Origin of the sequence: Streptomyces sp. NBC_00224 (assembly GCF_041435195.1) — a bacterium.
Lineage (GTDB): Bacteria > Actinomycetota > Actinomycetes > Streptomycetales > Streptomycetaceae > Streptomyces.
The window spans coordinates 5,502,416-5,523,842 of record NZ_CP108106.1 but is presented as its reverse complement, the minus strand read 5'-3'; the positions used below and the strand labels follow the sequence as shown (position 1 = coordinate 5,523,842).

Annotated in this window: 20 protein-coding genes; 10 read left to right on the top strand and 10 right to left on the bottom strand. The window is 71.4% G+C overall.

Going from position 1 to position 21,427, the window contains the following annotated elements; translation table 11 throughout:
• Positions 1–27 precede the first annotated feature (27 nt).
• On the top strand, positions 28–801 hold the full coding sequence (locus OG965_RS24735; RefSeq protein WP_371654243.1) for an SDR family NAD(P)-dependent oxidoreductase: 774 nt from the start codon (positions 28–30) through the stop codon (positions 799–801).
• On the opposite strand, the gene OG965_RS24730 is transcribed toward OG965_RS24735, so the two are convergent.
• Positions 764–2,659 carry a DUF2264 domain-containing protein gene (locus tag OG965_RS24730; RefSeq protein WP_371654242.1) on the bottom strand — a complete coding sequence of 632 codons (1,896 nt, stop codon included), beginning with the start codon at positions 2,657–2,659 and terminating at the stop codon, positions 764–766. The genes OG965_RS24735 and OG965_RS24730 overlap by 38 nt on opposite strands.
• Before the next feature lie 308 nt (positions 2,660–2,967).
• On the opposite strand from OG965_RS24730, the gene OG965_RS24725 reads away from it, so the two are divergent.
• The 6 genes from OG965_RS24725 to OG965_RS24700 all read left to right on the top strand — a co-directional run bounded on the left by OG965_RS24725 (position 2,968) and on the right by OG965_RS24700 (position 9,332).
• On the top strand, positions 2,968–4,155 hold the full coding sequence (locus tag OG965_RS24725) for a substrate-binding domain-containing protein (protein WP_371654241.1): 1,188 nt from the start codon (positions 2,968–2,970) through the stop codon (positions 4,153–4,155).
• 128 nt (positions 4,156–4,283) lie between these two features.
• Positions 4,284–5,609, top strand: coding sequence for an ABC transporter substrate-binding protein (locus OG965_RS24720; protein ID WP_371654240.1), 1,326 nt, complete (start codon positions 4,284–4,286; stop codon positions 5,607–5,609).
• A gap of 2 nt (positions 5,610–5,611) precedes the next feature.
• Positions 5,612–6,532: a carbohydrate ABC transporter permease gene (locus OG965_RS24715; protein ID WP_371654239.1), complete on the top strand. Its 921-nt coding sequence runs from the start codon at positions 5,612–5,614 to the stop codon at positions 6,530–6,532.
• Positions 6,529–7,467 (top strand): carbohydrate ABC transporter permease, encoded by a 939-nt coding sequence (locus tag OG965_RS24710; RefSeq protein WP_371654238.1) that lies wholly within the window; start codon positions 6,529–6,531, stop codon positions 7,465–7,467. Before OG965_RS24715 ends, OG965_RS24710 begins: the two co-directional genes overlap by 4 nt.
• Before the next feature lie 62 nt (positions 7,468–7,529).
• Positions 7,530–8,558, top strand: coding sequence for a hydroxyacid dehydrogenase (locus OG965_RS24705; RefSeq protein WP_371654237.1), 1,029 nt, complete (start codon positions 7,530–7,532; stop codon positions 8,556–8,558).
• An 81-nt stretch (positions 8,559–8,639) separates the two neighbouring features.
• Positions 8,640–9,332, top strand: a complete 693-nt coding sequence (locus tag OG965_RS24700; RefSeq protein ID WP_371654236.1) for an ester cyclase — start codon at positions 8,640–8,642, stop codon at positions 9,330–9,332.
• A gap of 77 nt (positions 9,333–9,409) precedes the next feature.
• Here the strand turns inward: OG965_RS24700 and groL are convergent, their stop codons facing one another.
• Positions 9,410–11,035 carry a chaperonin GroEL gene (gene groL / locus OG965_RS24695; protein WP_371654235.1) on the bottom strand — a complete coding sequence of 542 codons (1,626 nt, stop codon included), beginning with the start codon at positions 11,033–11,035 and terminating at the stop codon, positions 9,410–9,412.
• Positions 11,036–11,149: 114 nt separating this feature from the next.
• A complete protein-coding gene (gene groES / locus OG965_RS24690) occupies positions 11,150–11,458 on the bottom strand; it encodes a co-chaperone GroES (RefSeq protein ID WP_344075001.1) in 309 nt (102 codons plus the stop codon).
• A gap of 382 nt (positions 11,459–11,840) precedes the next feature.
• Here groES and OG965_RS24685 point away from each other — a divergent pair, with 382 nt between their 5' ends.
• Entirely contained in the window at positions 11,841–13,277 is a 1,437-nt protein-coding gene (locus OG965_RS24685) for an FtsW/RodA/SpoVE family cell cycle protein (protein WP_371657044.1), read from the top strand.
• Between the two features lie 397 nt (positions 13,278–13,674).
• Here the strand turns inward: OG965_RS24685 and OG965_RS24680 are convergent, their stop codons facing one another.
• Entirely contained in the window at positions 13,675–14,625 is a 951-nt protein-coding gene (locus OG965_RS24680; RefSeq protein WP_371654234.1) for a polysaccharide deacetylase family protein, read from the bottom strand.
• Between the two features lie 92 nt (positions 14,626–14,717).
• Here OG965_RS24680 and OG965_RS24675 point away from each other — a divergent pair, with 92 nt between their 5' ends.
• Positions 14,718–15,923, top strand: a complete 1,206-nt coding sequence (locus tag OG965_RS24675) for a methyltransferase domain-containing protein (RefSeq protein ID WP_371654233.1) — start codon at positions 14,718–14,720, stop codon at positions 15,921–15,923.
• Positions 15,924–15,965: 42 nt separating this feature from the next.
• On the opposite strand, the gene OG965_RS24670 is transcribed toward OG965_RS24675, so the two are convergent.
• Positions 15,966–16,331 (bottom strand): hypothetical protein, encoded by a 366-nt coding sequence (locus OG965_RS24670; RefSeq protein ID WP_371657043.1) that lies wholly within the window; start codon positions 16,329–16,331, stop codon positions 15,966–15,968.
• 47 nt (positions 16,332–16,378) lie between these two features.
• The gene (locus tag OG965_RS24665; RefSeq protein ID WP_371654232.1) at positions 16,379–17,008 is read right to left on the bottom strand and encodes a hypothetical protein; all 630 of its coding nucleotides are present in this window, start codon (positions 17,006–17,008) and stop codon (positions 16,379–16,381) included.
• Positions 17,009–17,189: 181 nt separating this feature from the next.
• Between OG965_RS24665 and OG965_RS24660 the strand changes: the two genes are divergently transcribed.
• A complete protein-coding gene (locus OG965_RS24660; protein WP_371654231.1) occupies positions 17,190–18,050 on the top strand; it encodes an NAD(P)-dependent oxidoreductase in 861 nt (286 codons plus the stop codon).
• Positions 18,051–18,080: 30 nt separating this feature from the next.
• Here OG965_RS24660 and OG965_RS24655 read toward each other — a convergent pair whose 3' ends face one another.
• From OG965_RS24655 to OG965_RS24640, 4 genes are all read right to left on the bottom strand, one after another.
• Positions 18,081–18,569, bottom strand: a complete 489-nt coding sequence (locus OG965_RS24655) for a VOC family protein (RefSeq protein ID WP_371654230.1) — start codon at positions 18,567–18,569, stop codon at positions 18,081–18,083.
• Between the two features lie 112 nt (positions 18,570–18,681).
• A complete protein-coding gene (locus OG965_RS24650) occupies positions 18,682–19,926 on the bottom strand; it encodes an RNA polymerase sigma factor (protein ID WP_371654229.1) in 1,245 nt (414 codons plus the stop codon).
• A gap of 117 nt (positions 19,927–20,043) precedes the next feature.
• Positions 20,044–20,400, bottom strand: coding sequence for a YciI family protein (locus tag OG965_RS24645; RefSeq protein WP_371654228.1), 357 nt, complete (start codon positions 20,398–20,400; stop codon positions 20,044–20,046).
• A 156-nt stretch (positions 20,401–20,556) separates the two neighbouring features.
• Positions 20,557–21,417 carry a polysaccharide deacetylase family protein gene (locus OG965_RS24640; protein WP_371654227.1) on the bottom strand — a complete coding sequence of 287 codons (861 nt, stop codon included), beginning with the start codon at positions 21,415–21,417 and terminating at the stop codon, positions 20,557–20,559.
• Positions 21,418–21,427 lie beyond the last annotated feature (10 nt).

The window sequence follows — 21,427 nt, the reverse complement described above, 5'->3', positions numbered from 1 at the left end:
GTCACGTCTGGGCACTAACGTGCGCGTATGACGACTGCACTGATTACGGGAGCGACGGCGGGCATCGGGGCCGCGTTCGCACGGCAGCTGGCCAGGGACGGGCACGATCTGGTGCTGGTCGCCCGCGACGGCAAGCGGCTGCGGGACCAGGCCACCGAGTTGCACGACCGGCACGGCGTGGAGGTCGAGGTGCTGTCCGCCGACCTGTCCGCGGAGGACGGCATCGCGGCGGTCGAGGCGCGGCTCGCGGAGCGCCGCAAGCCGGTCGACCTGCTGGTCAACAACGCCGGGTTCGGCAACAAGGGCCGCTATCTGGACGTGTCCATGGCCGACGAGCTCAAGATGCTGAAGGTGCACGTCGAAGCGGTGCTGCGGCTGACGTCGGCCGCGACCGAGGGCATGCGCGAGCGCGGGCGTGGCGGGGTCGTCAACGTCGCCTCGGTCGCCGCGTTCGTGCCGCGCGGGACCTACGGCGCCTCCAAGGCGTGGGTCGTGCAGTTCACCCAGGGCGCGGCGCGCGACCTGGCGGGGTCGGGGGTGCGGCTGATGGCGCTGTGCCCGGGCTTCGTACGGACGGAGTTCCACCAGCGGGCCGGGATGGGCACCGACAACATCCCCGGCTGGCTGTGGCTGGACGCCGACAAGCTGGTGTCGGCGGCGCTCTCCGACCTCGCGCGCGGGAAGACGCTGTCGATCCCGGACCCGCGCTACAAGGCGCTGATGGGTGTGGTGAAGCTGGCCCCGCGCGGTCTCCTGGGCGGGGTCACGTCCCGGACGGGCCGCAAGTACGGCCCTCAGTGAGGCGATTGGCGTCTCCGGGCGCGGACTCGGAGGCGATGCCGTCGAGTGCGAGCTCGGAGACGGCGCCGTCGCGCCAGGTCACCCGGACCGTGTGACCTTCGAGCCGGATACGCGTGACCAGGCCGGGCAGCGGGGCCGGGTGCTCCTCTCCCGTGAGCGAGGCGAGCGCGACGAAGAGGGACGGACCGTCCCCGGTCGCCCCGTCGAGCACGGCCACGTGTGAGCGCGAGCCGAACAGCGTGGATCCGGCGGCCACTACGCGCGCGTGGGGCTCGTACCCCTCGACGGCGTGCAGCTGGCCGGTCTCGTCCGGGCGGGTGACGGCCCACCCCGTCTGGCGCACCCGGGTACCGGGCGGGGCGCCGTCGACCAGGTGGGCGCGGACCTCGGCGCGGCCGTGGACGAGGGTGGCCGAGACGATCCGTACGCCGGGCAGCGGCCGTGACGCGGAGGCGGCCCAGCCGACACCGTGGCCGAGTGGCTCGGCGGGCCCCCGGGCCGTGACGGTGCCGTCGTCCAGGACGAGCCCGAAGTGGTTGTCGCGCACCTCGGCCGAGGCGGGGCCGGTACGGGTCGAGTACGCGAACCGGGCGTAACAGGGGTCCTCGTCGGCACCCACGTGGTTGTTGGTGCCGTGGTTGTGGAGGCGTACGAGGCCGTCCGAAGCCGTGGACTGGATCAGGGTGTTGGGCGGGCGCAGGACCACCGCCGCGTCCCCCCTCTCCGCCGGCAGCGGCTCCTCCACCGCCGTCCACACCGGGTGCTCCGGCGGCATGAGCAGCCCGAGGAATCCTTTCGCCGCCCAGTACGGGGAGGCCGGGCCCGAGTAGCTCTGCACGATCGGCGGGTACGGGCCGTGCCAGCCCAGGGTGAGCAGGCCCCGCTCGTCGGTGGCGCCCCGGCCGGGCTCGCGGTCCGTGAAGTACCGCAGCGCCCCGGAGGTCAGGCGGCGGGTGGCGCCGGGGGTGAGTGGGGTGTGGCCGGTGAGCGCGCCGAGCCAGGGGGCAGCGGCGGCGGCGAAGCGGTAGGTGAGGGAGCGCCCGTACGGCAGGGGGGCGCCGTCGGCTCCGAACATCCGGGTGTACGCGTCGAGATGGGCGTGCAGCCGGGGGCCGTAGCGGTCGAGGAGTTCCCGGTTGTCACCCAAATGAGCGTGCAGGACGGGATAGAAGTGGAGTGCCCAGCCGTTGTAGTGGTCGAAGGAGCGGTTGGGGCCGTCGCTGTACCAGCCGTCGCCGAGGTACCACTGATCGACGTGTTCCAGCGCGCGTTCGACGGTGGCCGCGGCGCGGTCGGTCTCGATACCGGCGTCCTGGAGGAATCCGGCGACGGTGAGGCCGAAGAACCACCAGTTGTTGTCGACGGGCGAGGGGCCGAGGGCGGGCAGCAGCCAGTCGACGGCCCGTTGGCGCACGCGGTCGTCGAGCCTGTCCCAGAGCCAGGGGCGGGTGAGGCGCAGCCCGAGGGCGACGGAGGCGGACTCGACGACAGCCTGGCGCACCTCGGCCATGCGGGGCCACGCGTCGGGGGCGCCGCTGCCCAACTCCCCGGTGGGCAGCGGGTGTTCGGTGCCGGATGCCAGACCTTCGGCGTAGCGGTCGAGGTGGCCGTGCGGGTCGTCGCCGTGCGCGCCCGCGATCCGCAGCGCGGCCAGCAGCCAGGTGCGGGCGTACCCTTCGAGGCCGTCGGAGCGGGGCCCGGACCAGCTCGGGCGGTCGCCGGGCAGGTTGATCAGGCCGTGGCGCGGCGAGGCGTGGGGGCGTACGGCGAGCAGGAGTTGGTCGGCCGTGTGCTCCCAGTGGCCGCGGGTCCAGCCGGTGTACGGGCTGAGCTCACGGTTCGCGGACGGTGTCGGCATGATGCTCCCCCATCGCGTCGATACCGGTCGGGCCGACGATCCCGGTCGGGCCGTCGACACCGACGGTCGACGGCCAGGTGTCGGCCGACACACGCCGACTGGCGACCGGCCACCGGCGGCTGGCGGCTGGCGACCGGTGGCGTCGGGCGGGATCCGGAGTCCGGAATTTAGGGCTCTGGTTGATCGAGCGTCAATGGAGTTGGACCGATTGATCGAAACTCTCGTCGTTCGATCACGGTGCATTAGGGTCGTGGCCCCGGGAGACCGGTCGCCACACTGCGAGCCACACTGCGAGGGGGACTGCCGCCGTGCGAGAGAGTGCTGCTGAACGTCACGACCGACTGCTGGAGCTGGTGCGCCGGCGCGGCTCGGCCCGAGTCTCCGACCTCGCGGGCCAGTTGGGCGTCTCCCCCGTGACCGCGCGGCGGGACGTGGAGGCGCTGGCCGTACGGGGACTGCTCGACCGGGTGCACGGCAAGGTCTCCTGGCCGCATCAGGAGGGCGCGCCCGGGATACCCGCGCCGGGCGGTCCCGGCGGGGGCGGCCGCGAGGTGGTGCTCGGCATGATCGCGCCCAACGCCACGTACTACTTTGCCGAGGTCATCCGGGGTGCGCACGAGGCGGCGGCCGCCGCAGGGGCGCGGCTGATCCTGCGGATCTCGGACTACCGCCCGCAGGAGGACGCGGCCCGGGCGGCCGGGCTGCTGGCCGCCGGGGCCGAGGGGCTGCTGGTCGCGCCGGGCTGGAAGGAGCCGCACGACCCGGCCGAGCACGGGCGGTGGATCACCGAACTGCCGGTCCCGACCGTGCTCCTGGAGCGGCGCGGGGTGCCGGGCGGGGCGCTGGACGACCTGGACCGGGTCTGCTCGGACCACGGGCACGGGGTGCTCCTCTCCGTACGCCATCTGACCGGGCTCGGGCACCGGGCGCCGCTCCTGGTGGCGCGGGCCGACAGCCCGACGGCGCTGGCGGTGCGCGCCGGGTATCGGCAGGCGCTGGACGCGCTGGGGCTCGTGGCGCCGTGCCCGGTGATCGATTCGGTCCCGGCGGAGGCGGATCCGGCGGGGTTCGAGGCGGCGGTGCGGGCGCTGCTCGCGGCCGTCCGCACCGGGGAGGCGACGGCCGCCCTGGTCCACAACGACGTGGACGCGATCCGGATCGCCCAGCGCCTGGGCGAGCTGGGGATACGGGTGCCGCAGGACCTGGCGCTCGTGGCGTACGACGACGAGGTGGCGGCGCTCGCGGACATCCCGCTGACGGCGGTGGCCCCGCCCAAGCACGAGGTGGGTCGGTATGCGGCGCAGCTGCTGATAGAGCGGCTGCGCGGGGCTCCGGCGGGGCCGGGCGGGCAGCCGCGCCGCCATGTGGACCTGCTGCCCCGGCTGCGGGTGCGGTCGTCGTGCGGGGCACCACGGGCGGGCGGGCCCGCAGCCACGCCCGCCGTCTCCACATCCGCCGTACCCGCTGCCGCAAGCACCGACCCTCAAGTGGTCTAGACCTCCACCCCACCCCACACCCCACTCGATCATTTTTCGATCAATCGAACTTTCGCTCTTGACTTCGGTCAGGACCGGCTCAAGGATCGCGGCCATCGCCTCGTCCCCTCACGTTCAGGAGCCGTTCCGTGAGCCGCAGTTGGACCAGATCGACCGCCGCCGTCTCCGCCGTCACCGCCCTCGCCCTGCTCACGGCATGCGGGGGCGGTGACGGCGACTCCTCCGACGCGGGCAAGGGCACCGCCGACAAGCCCGTCACTCTGACCTTCTGGGCGTGGCAGAAGGGGTCGAAGGACGTCGTGGACGCCTTCAACGCCTCGCACCGGAACATCCGGGTCAAGTTCGAGGAGATACCGTCCGGCAACGGCGGCGGCTACGCCAAGATCTCCAACGCCGTGAAGGCGGGCAACGCCCCGGACCTGGTCGCCGTCGAGTACCCGATGCTTCCCGAGTTCGTCAGCCAGGGCGCGCTCCAGGACATCGGCTCGTACCTGACGGACGACGTGAAGAAGAAGTTCCTGCCGCAGGCGGTCGACCTCACCACGCTGGGCGGCAGGAGCTGGGCCGTCCCGTTCGACGCCGCGCCCCAGACGTACTTCTACCGCAAGGACTTCTTCGAGAAGAACAAGATCGAAGTGCCCAGGACGTGGGCGGCGTTCCGCGCCGCCGCCGAGCAGGCGAAGGAGGCCGACCCGAAGGCGCGGATCGCGACCTTCATGCCGGACGACCCGACCACCTTCGAGGCGATGGCCTGGCAGGCCGGCGCCCAGTGGTTCAAGGCCGAGGGCGACACCTGGAAGCTCAACACCTCGGACGCCGCCACCGACAAGGTCGCCGACTACTGGCAGGGGCTGATCGACGACAAGCTCGTGCAGACGGCCGCCTCCTTCAGTCCGGAGTGGACGGCCGCGCTCAAGGACGGCTCGACCGTCGGCTACCTCGGCGCCTCCTGGGGCGCGGGCGTCCTCAAGTCGACCCTGCCCGACCAGAGCGGCAAGTGGGGCATCGCACCGGTGCCCACCTGGGACGGCAAGCCCGCAAGCGGCATGCTCGGCGGCTCGACCTGGGCGGTGACCAAGGGCAGCAAGAAGGCCGCGGCGGCCGTCGAGTTCGCCACCTGGATGTCGACCACCGAGGACGGCGTCAGGGCACGGATCGCGCCGGGCACTTCGAGCGCCTTCCCGGCCGATGTCTCGCTGCGCCCGGCCGCCAAGAAGGCCTTCGACGCGGGGTTCTACGGCGGCCAGGACATCTACCGGCTCTTCGACGGGGCGGGCGCCTCGATCAACCCCCGCTGGAGCTGGGGCCCGACCACCGGCACCACCAACACCACGCTCAAGGACCAGTTCGGCAAGGTCTCCGGCGGCTCGGTCACCGTCAAGGGCGCGGTGAAGGCGGCCCATGACGCCACCGTGGCCGAGCTGAAGAAGCGCGGGCTGAAGGTCGAGGGCTGACCGTGGCAGCGAAGGCCCGGACCACCCGCCGCACGGGACACCGCACGGGCGCCGCCGCGGGCGTCCTGCTCGCTCCCTTCTTCGTCCTGTTCACCGCGGTGACGGTGGTGCCGATCGGATACGCGGTCTGGCTGAGCCTGTTCACCGAGAAGCAGTCGGGGCTGGGGTTCGGCGGCGCCGAGTCCGTCTTCAGCGGGCTCGACAACTACACCGCCGCCCTGGGCGACCGGGCCTTCCGCGACGGCTTCTGGATCCTGCTCGGCTACTGCGCCGTCTACATCCCCCTGATGGTCATCGGGGCGCTCGCCCTCGCCCTGCTGCTCGACTCGGGGCTCGCCCGGGCCCGCCGCTTCTTCCAGCTGGCGCTCTTCCTGCCGCACGCCGTGCCGGGCATCATCGCCGCGCTGATCTGGGTGTACCTCTACATGCCCGGCCTCAGCCCGGTCGTCGGCGCGATGCGCTCCGGCGGCATCGCCTTCAGCTTCTTCTCCTCCGGCGGCACCCTCCCCTCGGTGGTCAACATCGCGCTGTGGGAGTGGCTCGGCTACAACATGGTGATCTTCTACGCGGCCCTCCAGGCCATCGACCGCTCCGTCCTGGAGGCGGCCACGGTGGACGGCGCGGGCGCCTGGCGCACCGCGCTCAGCATCAAGATCCCGCTGGTCAGGGCCTCGTTGGGGATGGTCGCGCTGTTCACCGTCATCGGCTCGCTCCAGCTGTTCACCGAGCCGCTGATCCTCAACCAGGGCTCCGGCTCGGCGGTCACCTCCACCTGGACACCCAACATGTACGCCTACACCGCGGCCTTCGCCCGCAACGACTACGGCCTCGCCGCGGCCGCGGCCGTCCTGCTCGCCCTCACCGCGGCGCTGCTCTCCTTCGCCGTCACCCGCCTCACCACCCGGAAGGGGGCGCGGGCATGACCTCCCCGGCCACCACCGGCTCCACCGCCGCACCCGCGGGCGCCGAGCCCGCTCCCCGTACGGCCGCCACCGTCCGTACCACGACGGCGGCGCCCGCTCCCGGCCGCTGGCTCTCCAAGGCCGCCGTCAACGGCGCGCTGCTGCTCTCCGCCCTCTACACGCTCTTCCCCCTCGTCTGGCTGGTCACCGCCGCCACCAAGGACACCGGCGGGCTGCTCACCGGTGACGCCTTCTCCTTCAAGGGCTTCGACCTCGGCCACAACCTCTCCGAGCTGGCGTCCTACAACGACGGCGTCTATCTGCGCTGGTACCTCAACTCCCTGCTGTACGCGGGCGGGGGCGCGCTCGTCTGCGCGCTGATCAGCGTCGCCGCCGGGTACGCCTTCGACAAGTACCGCTTCCGGGGCAAGGAGAAGCTCTTCGGGGTGGTCCTGCTCGGCGTGCTCGTGCCGTCCACCGCGCTGGCGCTGCCGATGTATCTGCTCGCCAGCAAGGCGGGGCTGGTCAACACCTACTGGTCGGTGCTGGTCCCCGTCCTGGTGAACCCCTTCGGGGTCTACCTCTCCCGGGTGTTCAGCGCGAGCTACATCCCCGACGAGGCGCTGGAGGCGGCGCGGATCGACGGGGCCGGCGAGCTGCGCGCCTTCTGGTCGATCGGGCTCCGGATGGTCATGCCCGGGTTCGTCACCGTGTTCCTCTTCCAGTTCACCGCGATCTGGAACAACTTCTTCCTCCCCCTGGTGATGCTCTCGGACCAGAAGCTCTTCCCGCTGAGCCTCGGTCTGTACGCGTGGAACTCCAACACCCACGCCGAGCCCGCCTTCTACCCCCTCGTCGTCACCGGCTCCCTCCTCGCCGTCCTCCCCCTCGTCGTCGCCTTCGTCGCCCTCCAGCGGCACTGGAAGGCGGGCCTCACGGCGGGCAGCGTCAAGTGACCGGACGGACGCACAGCCGGTTACCCATGGACAACGCCCCCGTGAGGAGCCCGAGTTCCACCATGCACCACGCCACTGACAACCGCCCCGCCGTCCTCCTCGCCATGGGCCCCGGGATCGCCGAGCGCCTGCTCGCCGAGCGGCACCGCGCCCGCCTCGCCGCCCTCGCCCGTACCGACCCGTACCTCGTCGCCCATGAGCTCGTCGCGCCCGCACCGGCCGTGGCGGCGGCGCTGGCCGAGGCCGAGGTGCTGCTGACCTGCTGGGGCGCGCCGCCGCTCACCGCCGAGGTGCTCGCCTCGGCGCCCCGACTGCGGGCCGTCGTGCACGCCGCCGGGTCGGTGAAGCACCACATCACCGAGGCGTGCTGGGAGCGGGGCATCGCGGTGACCTCGGCGGCGGCGGCCAACGCGCTGCCAGTCGCCGAGTACACGCTGGCGGCGATCCTCCTCGCGGGCAAGCGCGTCCTGGCCTCGGCCCAGCGGTACGCGGAGCTGCGCGCCCCGCACGACTGGCTGCGCGAGGGCGACGGCACCGGCAACTACCACCGCACGGTCGGCCTGGTCGGCGCCTCCCGGATCGGCCGCCGGGTGATCGAGCTGCTGCGCCCCTTCGACTTCCGGGTCCTGCTCCACGACCCGTACGTGGACGCGGCCGAGGCGGCCCGGCTGGGTGTCGAGCTCGTCGCCCTGGACGAGCTGTGCGCCCGCAGCAGCGTCGTCTCCGTGCACGCGCCGCAGCTCCCGGCCACCGAGCGCATGATCGGCGCCCGTCAGCTCGCCGCGATGCCGGACGGGGCGACCCTGGTCAACACCGCGCGCGGCTCCCTGGTGGACGGGGCCGCCCTGCTGGGCGAGCTCCTCTCCGGCCGCCTCCATGCCGTACTGGACGTCACCGAGCCCGAACTCCCGTCCCGCGAGAGCCCGTTGTACGACCTGCCCAACGTCCTGCTGACCCCGCACATCGCCGGGTCGCTCGGCAACGAGCTGCACCGGATGGCGGACCTGGCGCTGGACGAGGTGGAGCGGTTCGCGGCCGGGACGCCGTTCGCGGACCCCGTCCACGCGGCGGCCCTGCGCCACTCGGCCTGAGCGGCCCGGCTTGGTCAAATCACACTAAACTGGACGTATTCCCACGCGGACCACAGCCCGACCACAGCCGAGGGAGACGCCATGAAATTCGCACAGATAATCGACTTCAAAACCGATCACTTCGACGACCTGGACCGGCTTCTGGACCGGTGGGTCGAACAGACCAAGGGCAAGCGGACCGCCACGCGCGGCCTCGTCGGCAAGGACCGCGCCGACGGGTCGCACTTCGTCGAGGTCATCGAATTTCCCTCGTACGACGAGGCCATGGCGAACTCCAAGCTCCCGGAGACGAACCGTATCTTCGAGGAGATGGTGGCTCTCTGCGACGGCATGCCCACCTTCACCGACCTCGATGTGGTCCGCGACGAACAGTTGAACGCCGCAACCGTCCGCCGGTTCTTCCACGAGGTCGCCGTCGGCGGCAACCTCGACGCCATCGACGAGATCTTCGCGGCCGACTACGCCGACCACGACATCATCAAGGAGCAGGAGACCGTCGTCGGGGCCGACGTCATCCGCCAGGACGTGAGCTCGTGGCGGGCCGCCTTCGACTTCACCTTCTCGCTCGACCGGCAGATCTGCGAGGGCGACGACGTGGTGACGCTGTGGACCTGGACCGGCACCCACAAGGGCGACTTCATGGGCATCGCACCCACCGGCAAGGTGTGCACCATGACCGGCACCACGGTCTTCCGCTGCAAGGACGGCAAGATCCAGGAGGGCTGGTGGCACGAGGACGCGCTCAGCCTGATGAAGCAGCTCGGCGCCGTCTGAGAAACCTGCGTACAACAGGGAAGGCCCCTGTTCCGCCGCTTCCGGCGGAACAGGGGCCTTCCCCTGCCATGCGTACGTCAGTGGCTGTGGCCGTGACCGCCGTGACCGGCGTCGCCCTCGTCCTCGGCCGGCTTCTCGACGACCAGGGTCTCGGTCGTGAGCAGCAGGGAGGCGATGGAGGCGGCGTTCTCCAGGGCGGAGCGCGTCACCTTGACCGGGTCGATGACGCCGGCCTTGACCAGGTCGCCGTACTCGCCGGTGGCGGCGTTGAAGCCGTTGCCCTTCTCCAGCTCCGCCACCTTCGAGGTGATGACGTAGCCCTCAAGACCGGCGTTCTCGGCGATCCAGCGCAGCGGCTCGACCGCGGCGCGGCGGACGACCGCGACACCCGTGGCCTCGTCGCCGGTCAGGCCGAGGTTGCCCTCCAGGACCTTGACGGCGTGGACGAGCGCGGAGCCACCACCGGAGACGATGCCCTCCTCGACCGCGGCGCGGGTCGCGGAGATGGCGTCCTCCAGACGGTGCTTCTTCTCCTTCAGCTCCACCTCGGTGGCGGCGCCGACCTTGATGACGCAGACGCCGCCGGCAAGCTTCGCCAGGCGCTCCTGGAGCTTCTCGCGGTCCCAGTCCGAGTCCGTGGACTCGATCTCGGCCTTGATCTGGTTGACGCGGCCGACGACGTCCTCGTGGCTGCCGCCACCGTCGACGACGGTCGTGTCGTCCTTGGTGATCGTGACGCGGCGGGCCGAGCCCAGCACGTCCAGACCGGCCTGGTCGAGCTTGAGGCCGACCTCCTCGGCGATGACGGTGGCACCGGTGAGGGTGGCCATGTCCTGCAGCATCGCCTTGCGGCGGTCGCCGAAGCCCGGGGCCTTGACGGCCACGGCGTTGAACGTGCCGCGGATCTTGTTGACGACCAGGGTCGACAGGGCCTCGCCCTCGACGTCCTCGGCGATGATCAGGAGCGGCTTGGAGGCGCCGGCCTGGATGACCTTCTCCAGGAGCGGCAGCAGGTCCTGGATCGAGGAGATCTTGCCCTGGTTGATCAGGATGTACGGGTCGTCGAGGACGGCCTCCATACGCTCCTGGTCGGACACCATGTACGGGGAGAGGTAGCCCTTGTCGAAGGCCATGCCCTCGGTGAACTCCAGCTCCAGGCCGAAGGTGTTGGACTCCTCGACGGTGATGACACCGTCCTTGCCGACCTTGTCCATCGCCTCGGCGATGAGCTCGCCGACCTGGGTGTCCTGCGCGGAGAGCGCGGCCACGGCGGCGATGTCGGACTTGTCCTCGATCGGGCGCGCGGTGGCGAGCAGCTCCTCCGAGACGGCCTTGACAGCCGCGTCGATGCCCTTCTTCAGGGCGGCCGGGGAGGCGCCGGCGGCGACGTTGCGCAGGCCCTCGCGGACCAGCGCCTGGGCCAGCACGGTGGCGGTGGTGGTGCCGTCACCCGCGATGTCGTTGGTCTTGGTCGCCACCTCCTTCACGAGCTGGGCGCCCAGGTTCTCGTACGGGTCGTCGAGCTCGACCTCGCGGGCGATCGTGACACCGTCGTTGGTGATGGTGGGGGCGCCGAACTTCTTGTCGATGACGACGTTGCGGCCCTTGGGGCCGATCGTCACCTTCACAGTGTCGGCAAGCTTGTTGACGCCGCGCTCAAGGGCGCGACGGGCGTCCTCGTCGAACTTCAGGATCTTCGCCATGGGAGCGGTTCAGCCCTCTCGGAAACTCGGTGATACGAAAACTGCGCCCCTCGCCGCCCGGCTGTCAGCGGGGTGGCCAGGGGCGCAGCTCAGAAGCATTCGCTTCGAGATGAATTACTTCTCGATGATCGCGAGCACGTCGCGAGCCGAGAGGACGAGGTACTCCTCGCCGTTGTACTTCACCTCGGTGCCGCCGTACTTGCTGTAGAGCACGACGTCGCCGACGGACACGTCGAGCTCGACGCGCTTTCCGTCCTCGATCCGGCCCGGACCCACGGCCAGGACGACGCCCTCCTGGGGCTTCTCCTTGGCGGTGTCCGGGATGACCAGGCCGGAGGCCGTGGTCTGCTCGGCGTCGAGCGGCTGGACCACAATGCGGTCCTCAAGCGGCTTGATGGCAACCTTGGAGCTGGCGGTCGTCACGATCCGGTCTCCCCCTTCGGAGATCTCACGGGGTTAACTGTTTGGGTGGCGACCAGGTGGATCCGTCGTCGCGGGTGCCGGACCTGCCCGTCGCTGTGTTGGCACTCTCCAGTGGGGAGTGCCAGAGCCGAGACTAGGACGGCGATTAGCACTCGGTCAAGCGGAGTGCCAAGCCGACGACCGTGGCGGCCGGATTTCGCAGGTGCGGCGCCGCCTGTTCGCCGGGTCCGCCCGGCTCCCTCTCCAGGCCCCCGGCCCGGTCCGACGACGAATTCACCCATCCGGTTCGCCCGTACCCCTGTGGACTTCGCGACACGGCCTCTTTCGGAAAAACCGTCGCCACTCGGACGAAAGGGTCCTTAAGGTCAGACCGATGAGGACGATGCGTACGGATACGGGAACCGGGCCCCGAGCGGACGGCGACATCGACATCGACATCGGCGACGGCCAGGGTGAGGCCGGGCCGGGGCGGGCGCTCGCGTCCGCCCGCCGCCGCACCGAGGCGCTGCTGCTCGCGCTGGTCGTGATCGTCACGGTCGGCGGCCACGCCTGTGTGTCGGCGGCGATGACGGGCGGGCTGCCGCGCGCCACGGCCGAGTTCGCGGTCAGCATGACGCTGATGTCACTGGCCGGGCATCTGACCGTACGGAGGTTCGCGGCGTACGCGGACCCGCTGATCCTGCCCCTGGCGGTGCTCCTGTCCGGGCTCGGCCTGGTGCTGCTCTACCGGCTCGACCCGGCGTACGCGAAGGCGTTCAAGTCGGCGCCCACCGCGTCGGGGCAGCTGGTGTGGACGGTCATCGGGCTCGCGGGCTGTCTGCTGACCGTGGTGCTGCTGCGCGACCACCGGCGCCTCCAGCGCTACATCTACGTCTCGATGGCGGTGGCGCTGATCCTCCTGATGGCACCGTCGTTCTTCGGCGCGGACACGTACGGCGCCAAGCGCTGGGTCTACCTCGGCCCGTTCTCGCTCCAGCCCGGCGAGTTCGTGAAGATCATGATCACGGTGTTCTTCGCGGGCTATCTGGTGGTCCACCGCGACTCGCTGGCGCTCACCGGCCGCAAGGTCCTGGGCATCAGGCTGCCGCCTGGCCGCCAGATGGCGCCGCTGGTGGCGATCTGGGTGCTGAGCCTGCTGGTGCTCGTCTTCGAACGCGACCTGGGCACCTCGCTGATCTTCTTCGGGCTCTTCGTGGTCATGCTGTACGTGGCGACCGAACGCACCAGTTGGGTCGTGTGCGGGGTGCTGATGGCGGCGGTCGGGGCGTACGTCGTCGGCTCGACCGAGCCGCACGTCAAAGGCCGGATCGTGGCCTGGCTGCACCCCTTCGACGTCTTCCTGCCGCCGGAGCAGCGCCCGCCCGGCCTCGTCTCCGACCAACTGGCGCAAGGGCTCTTCAGCTTCGGCAGCGGCGGGATGACCGGCACGGGCCTCGGCGAGGGCCACCCCGAACTCGTCGGCTTCGCGGGGCGCAGCGACTTCATCCTGACCACGGTCGGGGAGGAGCTGGGCATGGCCGGGGTGATGGCGGTGCTCCTGCTGTACGGACTGCTGGTCCAGCGGGGCCTGCGGACGGCCCTGGCGGCCCACGACGCCTTCGGCAAACTCCTGGCCACGGGCCTGGCGGCGGCGCTCGCGCTCCAGGTGTTCGTGGTGGTGGGCGGGGTGACCGGCCTGATCCCCCTCACGGGCAAGGCGCTCCCGTTCCTGGCGAAGGGGGGATCGTCGCTGGTGGCGAACTGGGTGATGATCGCGCTGCTGATCCGGGTGAGCGATGGGGCGGGGAGACGGCGGGCGAGCCCTTCGGGGGCGGTGTGATTCGGCTGCGGGTTGTGTGTGGCTGGTGGCGCAGTCCCCTTCGGGGGGCGGTGTGATTCGGCTGCGGGCTGTGTGTGGCTGGTCGCGCAGTTCCCCGCGCCCCTTAGGGGGATGGGGACCGGCCAAAAATCAGCCCCTCCGGCGTGCGAGGGGCTGGGCCCGGGCACATTCAGCCCCTCCGGCGTGCGAGGGGCTGGGCCCGGGCACATTCAGCCCCTCCGGCGTTTGAGGAGCGGGGTCCGGGGCGGAGCCCCGAAAGCGGGGTGCAGGGGCCGCAGGCCCCGCAACGGGGTCCGGGGGCGCAGCCCCCGGGAAACCCACCTCCACCCCCACCCACCCCCGGAGGGTCTAGGGGAACGGGCGGGGTGGGGGGAAAACGCCCCCGACCCCACCGGCGTCAGACGTAATCCTCCAGCCGGGCCACCGCATACCCCTTGTCCGTAATCACCTTCATCACCTGCCGAACCATGTCCGGCATCGTCCCCTTCCAGTCCCCCCGCCCCCGGAAGTGCGTGAGCACAATGTCCCCGGGGTGCAGATCCCGGTCCCACTCGCGCCACTCCATGTGGTCGGGGAACGCCTCCGCCGCCCACAGCGGCACCGCCTGGACGCCGCACGACCGGGCCGCGCGCAGGGTGTCCTCGTTGTAGTTGCCGTACGGCGGCCGGAAGAGCCGGGGCCGCTTGCCCGCCCATTTCCCGATCTTGTCCTGCTGGTCGCAGATCTCGTGCCGCTGCTCCTCGTACGAGAGCGCGGGCATATAGCGGTGGTTGAGCGTGTGGTTGTTGAGCGTGACGCCCAGGCCCTGCATCCGCTTGAAGTACGGGTAGTCGGTGTGGACGAGGTAGTCGCTGAGGAACGCGCTGTAGGGGATGCGCAGTTCCCGCATCATCTTCAGCAGCTCGGGGTCCTTCTCGGCCCCGTCGTCGATGGTGAGGAAGACGATCCGGTCCTTGGTCGGCACGGTCGTGAAGACGGGCGGCAGGGAGTCGCCGCCGTCCGTTTCGAAGCCGGGCCGGTTGGTGATCTTCGGTTTGACGGCGGGCGGGGCGGGCGCGGCCAGCGGCACCTTGGCCAGTTTCCACTTCTTGGCGGCGACGACCCGGGCGGCCTGGGCCTCCTTGAGCTGGGCGGAGTAGCCGGCGAGGGCGCGGGCGGCGTCGTTGTCGTAGGCCTGTGGTCCGGCGGCGGCCTTGCCGCCGGGCCCGTGCCCGTGTCGGCCGGTGGGGGGCTCCTCGGCGGCGCACCCGGAGGCGAGCGCGGTGACGACGAGCCCGGCCACCAGAACGAGCGGCGCTTTCGGCATACCACCGCGCCTGAAATCTTCCTTTTGTCGTACAAGCTGCATGCCGCCGCATCCTGTCAGTGCGGGGCGGTATACCGGAGGCGACACCCGACACCGGACGCGCGCCGTCCCCCGCCTGGCCCACAATGGGGCGGGTGAACGACCTCGACACCTTCCGCACCCTGCTCACCCCCGAGGGCACGGGCCTGCTGGACTCGCTCCGCGACTACGACCCGTCCCAGGAGCTGGCGGTGGCGACCCGGCTGCGCCGGACGTACGCCCCCGAGCTGGTCTCGGCCGCCCTGGCCCAGGCGCGGCTGCGGCAGCGCGCGGTCGCGAAGTTCGGCGCGGACGACGCGTACCGGATGTTCTTCACGCCCAACGGCGTCGAGCAGTCGACGCGCGCCTCGGTGGCCGCCTACCGCGCCCGCGTCTTCGCCGCCCAGGGCGTACGGAGCGTGGCCGACCTGTGCTGCGGCATCGGCGGCGACGCGCTGGCCCTCGCCCGGGCGGGCATCTCCGTACTCGCGGTGGACCGCGACGAGCTGACGGCGGAGGTCGCCCGCGCCAACGCGGCGGCGCTGGGCCTCGCGGAGCTGATCGAGGTGCGGTGCGCGGACGTGACGGACGTGGACACGTCGGGGTGGGACGCGGTGTTCGTGGACCCAGCGCGGCGGGGCGGGCGCGGCCGGATCTTCGACCCCGAGGCGTATTCACCTCCCCTCTCCTGGGCGGTCGGCGCGGCCCAGAAGGCTCCCTTCGCCGCCCTGAAGATCGCCCCCGGCATCCCCCACGAGTCGGTCCCGCCGGAGGCCGAGGCGGAGTGGATCTCGGACGGCGGCGACGTCAAGGAGGCGGTGCTGTGGTTCGGGGGCGCGCACGCCCCCCTGCACGCCCGCACGCCCGGCACGGTCCGCGCCACCCTGCTCCCGGCCGAGGCCACCCTGCGAACGCCCGCCCCGCTGCCCGCGCCGCCGGTCGGACCGGTCGGGCGCTATCTCTACGAGCCGGACGGCGCGGTCATCCGCGCGCACCTCGTCGCCGACATCGTCACGGCATGCGCCGGCCGCCTCATCGACGAGACCATCGCGTACGTGACGAGCGACGAGCCGTACGAATCGCCGTTCACCACCGCGTACGAGATCACCGACGAACTCCCCTTCAACATGAAGAAGCTGAAGGCACTGCTGCGGGAGCGCGGGATCGGCATCCTGACGGTAAAGAAGCGCGGCTCGGCGGTCGAACCGGAGGAACTGCGCCGCAAGATGAAGCTGCAGGGGCGGGGCTCGGCAACGGTGTTCCTGACCCGGGTGGCGGGCGCCCCGACGATGCTGATCGGCCGACCGGTACGGCAGGGGTGACCCCGTCCAGCCGTACCCGGCGGCCCTGCCGGACTTCCCCGGCTACGCCAAGTCCGTGAGCTCCTCCGCGAACACCTGGGACAGCGGCTGCGGCCCCACGTACTGCTGGCAGTTGCACTGGCCCGACTCGTAGCGGAGCGGGTGCTTGGACTCGTCCCAGGCGACCGGGACCTCGACGCGCTCGTGGCACTTGCCCTGTTTGTCGTGCTTGGCGAGGTGGTGGGTGCAACCGCAGACGGGCTCCGGGGGGCGGTTGGCCGTCTCGATGGCGAGGCGTTCCCGCTTGGCCGCTTCCAGGCGTTCGAGCTTGCGCTCGTGGCGGGTGCGCAGGGCCGTGCGGCCCGTGTCGGCCGCCCAGCCGAAGCCTCCCATCCAGAAGACTATGAGGACCCACCAGTACCATGCCATCATTTGCCGCCTTTCCCCCGTAGACCGTGCGGCGTACGCACGTGCGTTCAGGATAGGTGCGCGGGCGGCAGGAGTCGTAGGGCCCAACGGCGGTGGGCGAGCGCCTTGGTGACGGCGATCAGGCCCGTCAGCCAGCACACCAGGCCCAGGCCCATCGTCAGGACCACCATGCCGTACGTGTCGTGGCCCGGCCGCGCCGCCGCCGGGACCGTCACGCACACGAACAGGCCGAGCGCGCACATCAGCCCGCCCGGCAGCAGCCACGCCAGGCTCAGGCCGGGCGCACGCAGCCGGGCGTCGGCCGCCGGGTGACGGTCCAACTCCGCCCATTGGGCGAGCAGTCGGCGGATCCTGGCGTCCTTGCGCAGGCCCGCCACGATCGCCACTCCCGTCGGCACCACCGCACCCAGCCCGATCACCAGGCAGATCACGCCGAACAGCATCGACAGCACGTCCAGCGCCTCGGCGAAGGCGATGACCGCCGTCCCCACGAACGCCCAGCCGGTGGCCAGCAGCACCGCCCAGCCCCAGTGCGCCGCGATCCGACCCGGCCCCAACTGCCGTGCCACCAGGTCGTTCAGGACGCCCGCACGGTCCACGAGCAGGGCGTTCCGGTCGGGCCAGGCACGGATCTCGACCGGGGGCGGGGGTGGCGGCAGGGGCGTGCGGGGTGACATGAGCACGAGATTACCGGCGCCCCCGGGGCCCCGCCTCCGTACGCAGTCGCACTCAGCCGTACGCACCTTTCGGTAAGTACGCACTTAAAAGTCGGTACTTGTCGCCCCCGGCGCGTCACATGAGACTCGGAACCACGGCGATTCCGCCATCCCACTCCCCCTCCCCAAGGAGAACTCCGCCATGAGTTCCGTTTCCGTCGTCGGTCTGGGCGCCATGGGCACCGCCCTCGCCGACGCCCTCCTCGCCGCCGGGCACACCACCACCGTCTGGAACCGCACCCCCGCGAAGGCGGACCCGCTCGTCGAGCGCGGGGCGCGGCGGGCCGGGAGCGTCGCCGAGGCCGCCGGGGCCGCCGAGGTGGTGGTCTTCTGCGTCCTCGGGTACGCCGATGTGCACACCCTCGTCGACGCCGCCCAGGACGCCCTGCGCGGGCGCGTCGTCGTGAACCTCACCAACGGGTCGCCGGACGAGGCCCGCGAACTGGCCGACAAGGTACGGGCGTTGGGCGCCGAGTACCTCGACGGCGGCATCATGGCCGTCCCCGCGATGATCGGCCGCCCGGAAGCCCTCGTGCTCTACAGCGGCTCCACCCCCGCCTTCGAGGGGCACCGCGAGGTGCTGAAGGTGTTCGGCCGCGCGGTCTGTCTGGGCGACGACGCGGGCCGGGCCCCGCTGTACGACCTGGCGCTGCTGACCGGCATGTACGGGATGTTCGCCGGGTTCCTCCAGTCGGCGGCGCTGGTGCGGTCGGCGGACGCGGACGTGGAGGAGTTCACGACCGCGCTGCTCGTCCCGTGGCTGCACGCCATGACCGGCGCCCTGCCGGAGATGGCGGCCCAGGCCGCCAAGGGCGCGTACCCGGCGGCGGGGTCCAACCTCGCCATGCAGGTCGCCCACGACGCGCTCGGCGACCTCGGCCGCGCCCAGGGCGTGAGCACCGAACTGCTCGCCCCGCTCTTCGAGCTGATGCGCCGCCGTGTCGCGGACGGGCACGGCGACGAGGGCCTGGCCGGTGTGGTGGAGCTGCTGCACCGGCCGTGAGCGGACCCATGGGCAAACCCCCCGCGCCCCCTACTCCCCCTCGTACGCCGCCTTCAGCGCCGCCACGTCCAGCTTCCCCATCTTCATCATCGCGCCCACCATGCGGTCCACCGCCGCCCGGTCGTCCGAGCTGATCCTCTCGCTCAGATAGCGCGGCACGATCTGCCAGGACAGGCCGTACTTGTCCTTCAGCCAGCCGCACGGCCCCGGCTCGCCGCCGTCGGCGGTCAGCTTGGCCCAGAGGTCGTCGACCTCTTCCTGGGACCCGCAGTCGACGGAGAGCGAGATGGACTCGTTGAAGGACCAGTTCTGCTTGCCGCCGTTGAGCACCGTGTACTGCTGGCCGGCCAGCTCGAAGACGACCGTCATCACCGAGCCGCCCTGGTCCGGGATGGCCTCCGGGTACCGCGTGGTCTCGACGATCCGCGAGTCCCCGCCGAAGACGGAGACGTAGAACCGCGCGGCCTCCTCGGCCTTGTCCTCGAACCACAGGAACGTCGTGATCTTCTGAGCGGACATGGGTGCCGCCTCCCTCTCGACCGGCCCTCCGGCGCGGGTGCCGGCGGGTCTGGAAGGTAGACCGGGGCCGTACGGGAAACTCATCGCCGGGCCCGCGTCCGCCGCCCGGATATCAGCCCGCCGCGCGCGCCCGCAGCAGCTCCCGCTCGCGTTCGTTGCGCGTCAGCTCCGCCGCGCGGGTGAACTCCGCGCGGGCCTCCTCCGTACGCCCGAGGCGTCTCAGCAGGTCGCCCCGGACGCTCGGCAGCAGGTGGTAGCCGCGCAGGGCCGGGTCGGCGGCGAGGGCGTCCACGATCGCCAGGCCCGCCGCGGGGCCCTCGGCCATCGACACGGCGACCGCCCGGTTCAGCTCCACCACCGGGGAGGGGGCGATCGCCGCGAGCCGCCGGTAGAGCGTGGCGATCGCCGCCCAGTCGGTCTCCTCGTACGAGGCGGCCTGTGCGTGGCAGGCGGCGATGGCGGCCTGGAGCGCGTACGGGCCGGGGGCGCCGCCGAGTTCGCCCGCGCGGGTCAGCGCCGCGAAGCCGCGCCGGATCAGCAGCCGGTTCCAGCGGGAGCGGTTCTGGTCGGCGAGCAGCACGGGGGCACCCGTCGCGTCCGTGCGCGTGTGCGTCCGCGACGCCTGGATCTCCAGGAGCGCGGCCAGCGCGTGGACCTCGGGCTCCTCGGGCACGAGCCCGGCCAGCACCCGTACGAGCCGCAGCGCGTCCTCGCACAGCGCCGGGCGCACCAGGTCGTCACCGGCCGTCGCCGAGTAACCCTCGTTGAAGACGAGGTAGACGACCTCCAGGACGGATGCGAGCCGCGCGGCGCGCTCCGGGCCGTACGGCACCTCGAACGGCACTCCCGCCCTGGCCAGCGACCGCTTGGCGCGGGAGATCCGCTGGGCGACGGTCGGCTCCTGGGCGAGGAGGGCGCGGGCGATCTCGTCGGTCGTCAGCCCGCCGAGCAGCCGCAGCGTCAGGGCGATGCGCGCCTCGGTGGAGAGCACCGGGTGGCAGGCGGTGAAGATCAGCCGGAGCAGGTCGTCGTCGATCGCGTCCGGGTCCTCGGCGACCGCGAACTCCGGCTCCGCCACCGCCTCGTCGAGGTCGCGGCCGATCTCGGCGAGCTTGCGCGCGTACGTCTCGCGGCGGCGCACCAGGTCGACGGCCCGGTGCCTGGCGGTGGCCGTGAGCCAGGCGCCCGGGTTGTCCGGGACCCCTGTCTCCGGCCACCGCTCCAGGGCGGCGACCAGCGCGTCCTGCGCCAGCTCCTCGGCGATGCCGACGTCCCGGACGATCCGGGCGACGGCCGCGATGACGCGCGGGGACTCGATCCGGAAGACGGCTTCGACCGCGTCCTTTTCTGTGCTCACGGGCAGTCATCAGAGCACCCGCGCGGCGCATCGGCAATCGGCGCCGGGCCGGGGACGCGGCCTCAGAGCCGTGCGTGCCGGGCGTCGGGGCGCAGGCGGGGGTTCGAAGACAGGCTCTCAGCCCTCGAAGATCTCGCGGATCTCGGAGGTGACCGTCCAGTGCTCCTCGTGGATCGTCAGGAACCGCTTGGCCCATTCGATCGCCTCGGCCTTGTCCTTGCACTGCATGAGCGCGTAGCCGCCGACGACCTCCTTGGACTCGGTGAACGGCCCGTCGGTCGTCGAGAGCTTCCCGCCCGACCAGGTGACCCTGGTGCCCTGGGCGGTGGGGGTGAGCCCGGCGGTGTCGAGCAGGACCCCGGCCTTGGTCATCTCCTCGATCAGACTGCCCATCCGCTCCATCAGCTCGGCGCTCGGACCCTCGGCGGGGGCGTCGGTCTCGTTGATGCGGACCATCGACAGGTAGCGCGGCATGGTGTTCTCCTCGAAACGTCCGGAAGCCCGGAGGGGTGGCTGCGGGGCTGTTCCCCGCCTCTCACTCATACGTCGAACGGCCGGACCCGGATTCGACACGACCCGCGGATTTCTTCCGAAGATTTTTTCCGGCTGCCCGGCCAACAGGTCACAGGCCTAGACGTAGTCCTCCAGGCGCGCCACCGCGAAGCCCTGTTCCTGGATGTGGCGGAGCATGTTCGCCGTCATCTCGGTCATCGTGTGGCCCTTGAGCTCACTCTTGCCGCGGAAGTGGGCCAGGATGATGTCGCCGGGATGGAGCTTCTTGTCGCCGCGCTGGTACTGCATGTTCTGGATCTGCATCGACTCGCGCCACAGCACGATCGACTGGATCCCGCACGCCTTGGCCGCCGCGCGCGTCCCCTCGTTCCAGTTGCCGTACGGCGGCCGGAAGAGCCGGGGAGCCTTGCCGTACTCCTTGGTCAGCTTCTCCTGCTGGCCGCATATCTGGTGCTGCTGCTGGGCGCCGCTCTCGGTCCGCATGTTGGGGTGCGTCAGGGTGTGGTTCTGGACCCCGTTGCCGAGCTGCTGCAGCGGCTTGAAGTAGCCCTTGTTGCTGCTGATCGCCGCGTCGGTGAGGAACATCGTGAAAGGGATCTTCAGGTCCCGCATCATCTCCACGAACTTGGGGTCCTTCTCGGCCCCGTCGTCGAACGTCACGAAGACGATCTTCTGCTTCGTGGGGATGTCACTGATCACCGGGACCTCCCCGGGCTTCGCCTTCACCGGCTTCTGCGCGGGCGGCGCGGGAGCCGCGGGCAGCGGCTTGAGGCCCCACTTGCGGTAAGCGGACGCGCTCGCGACGCCGTCCTCGGCGCCCTGCGCGGGGCCGGAGGCCGGCGCGGAGGGGGTGGGCGCCGTACCGCTGCCGCCGGTCTTGGCCGGGCCGCTCCCGGAGCCGCCCGACGACGAGCACCCCGTGGCCAGCAGCACTCCGGACAGCACCAGTCCCGCCGCTGCCGCGCTCTTCTTACCCACTGTGGAACCA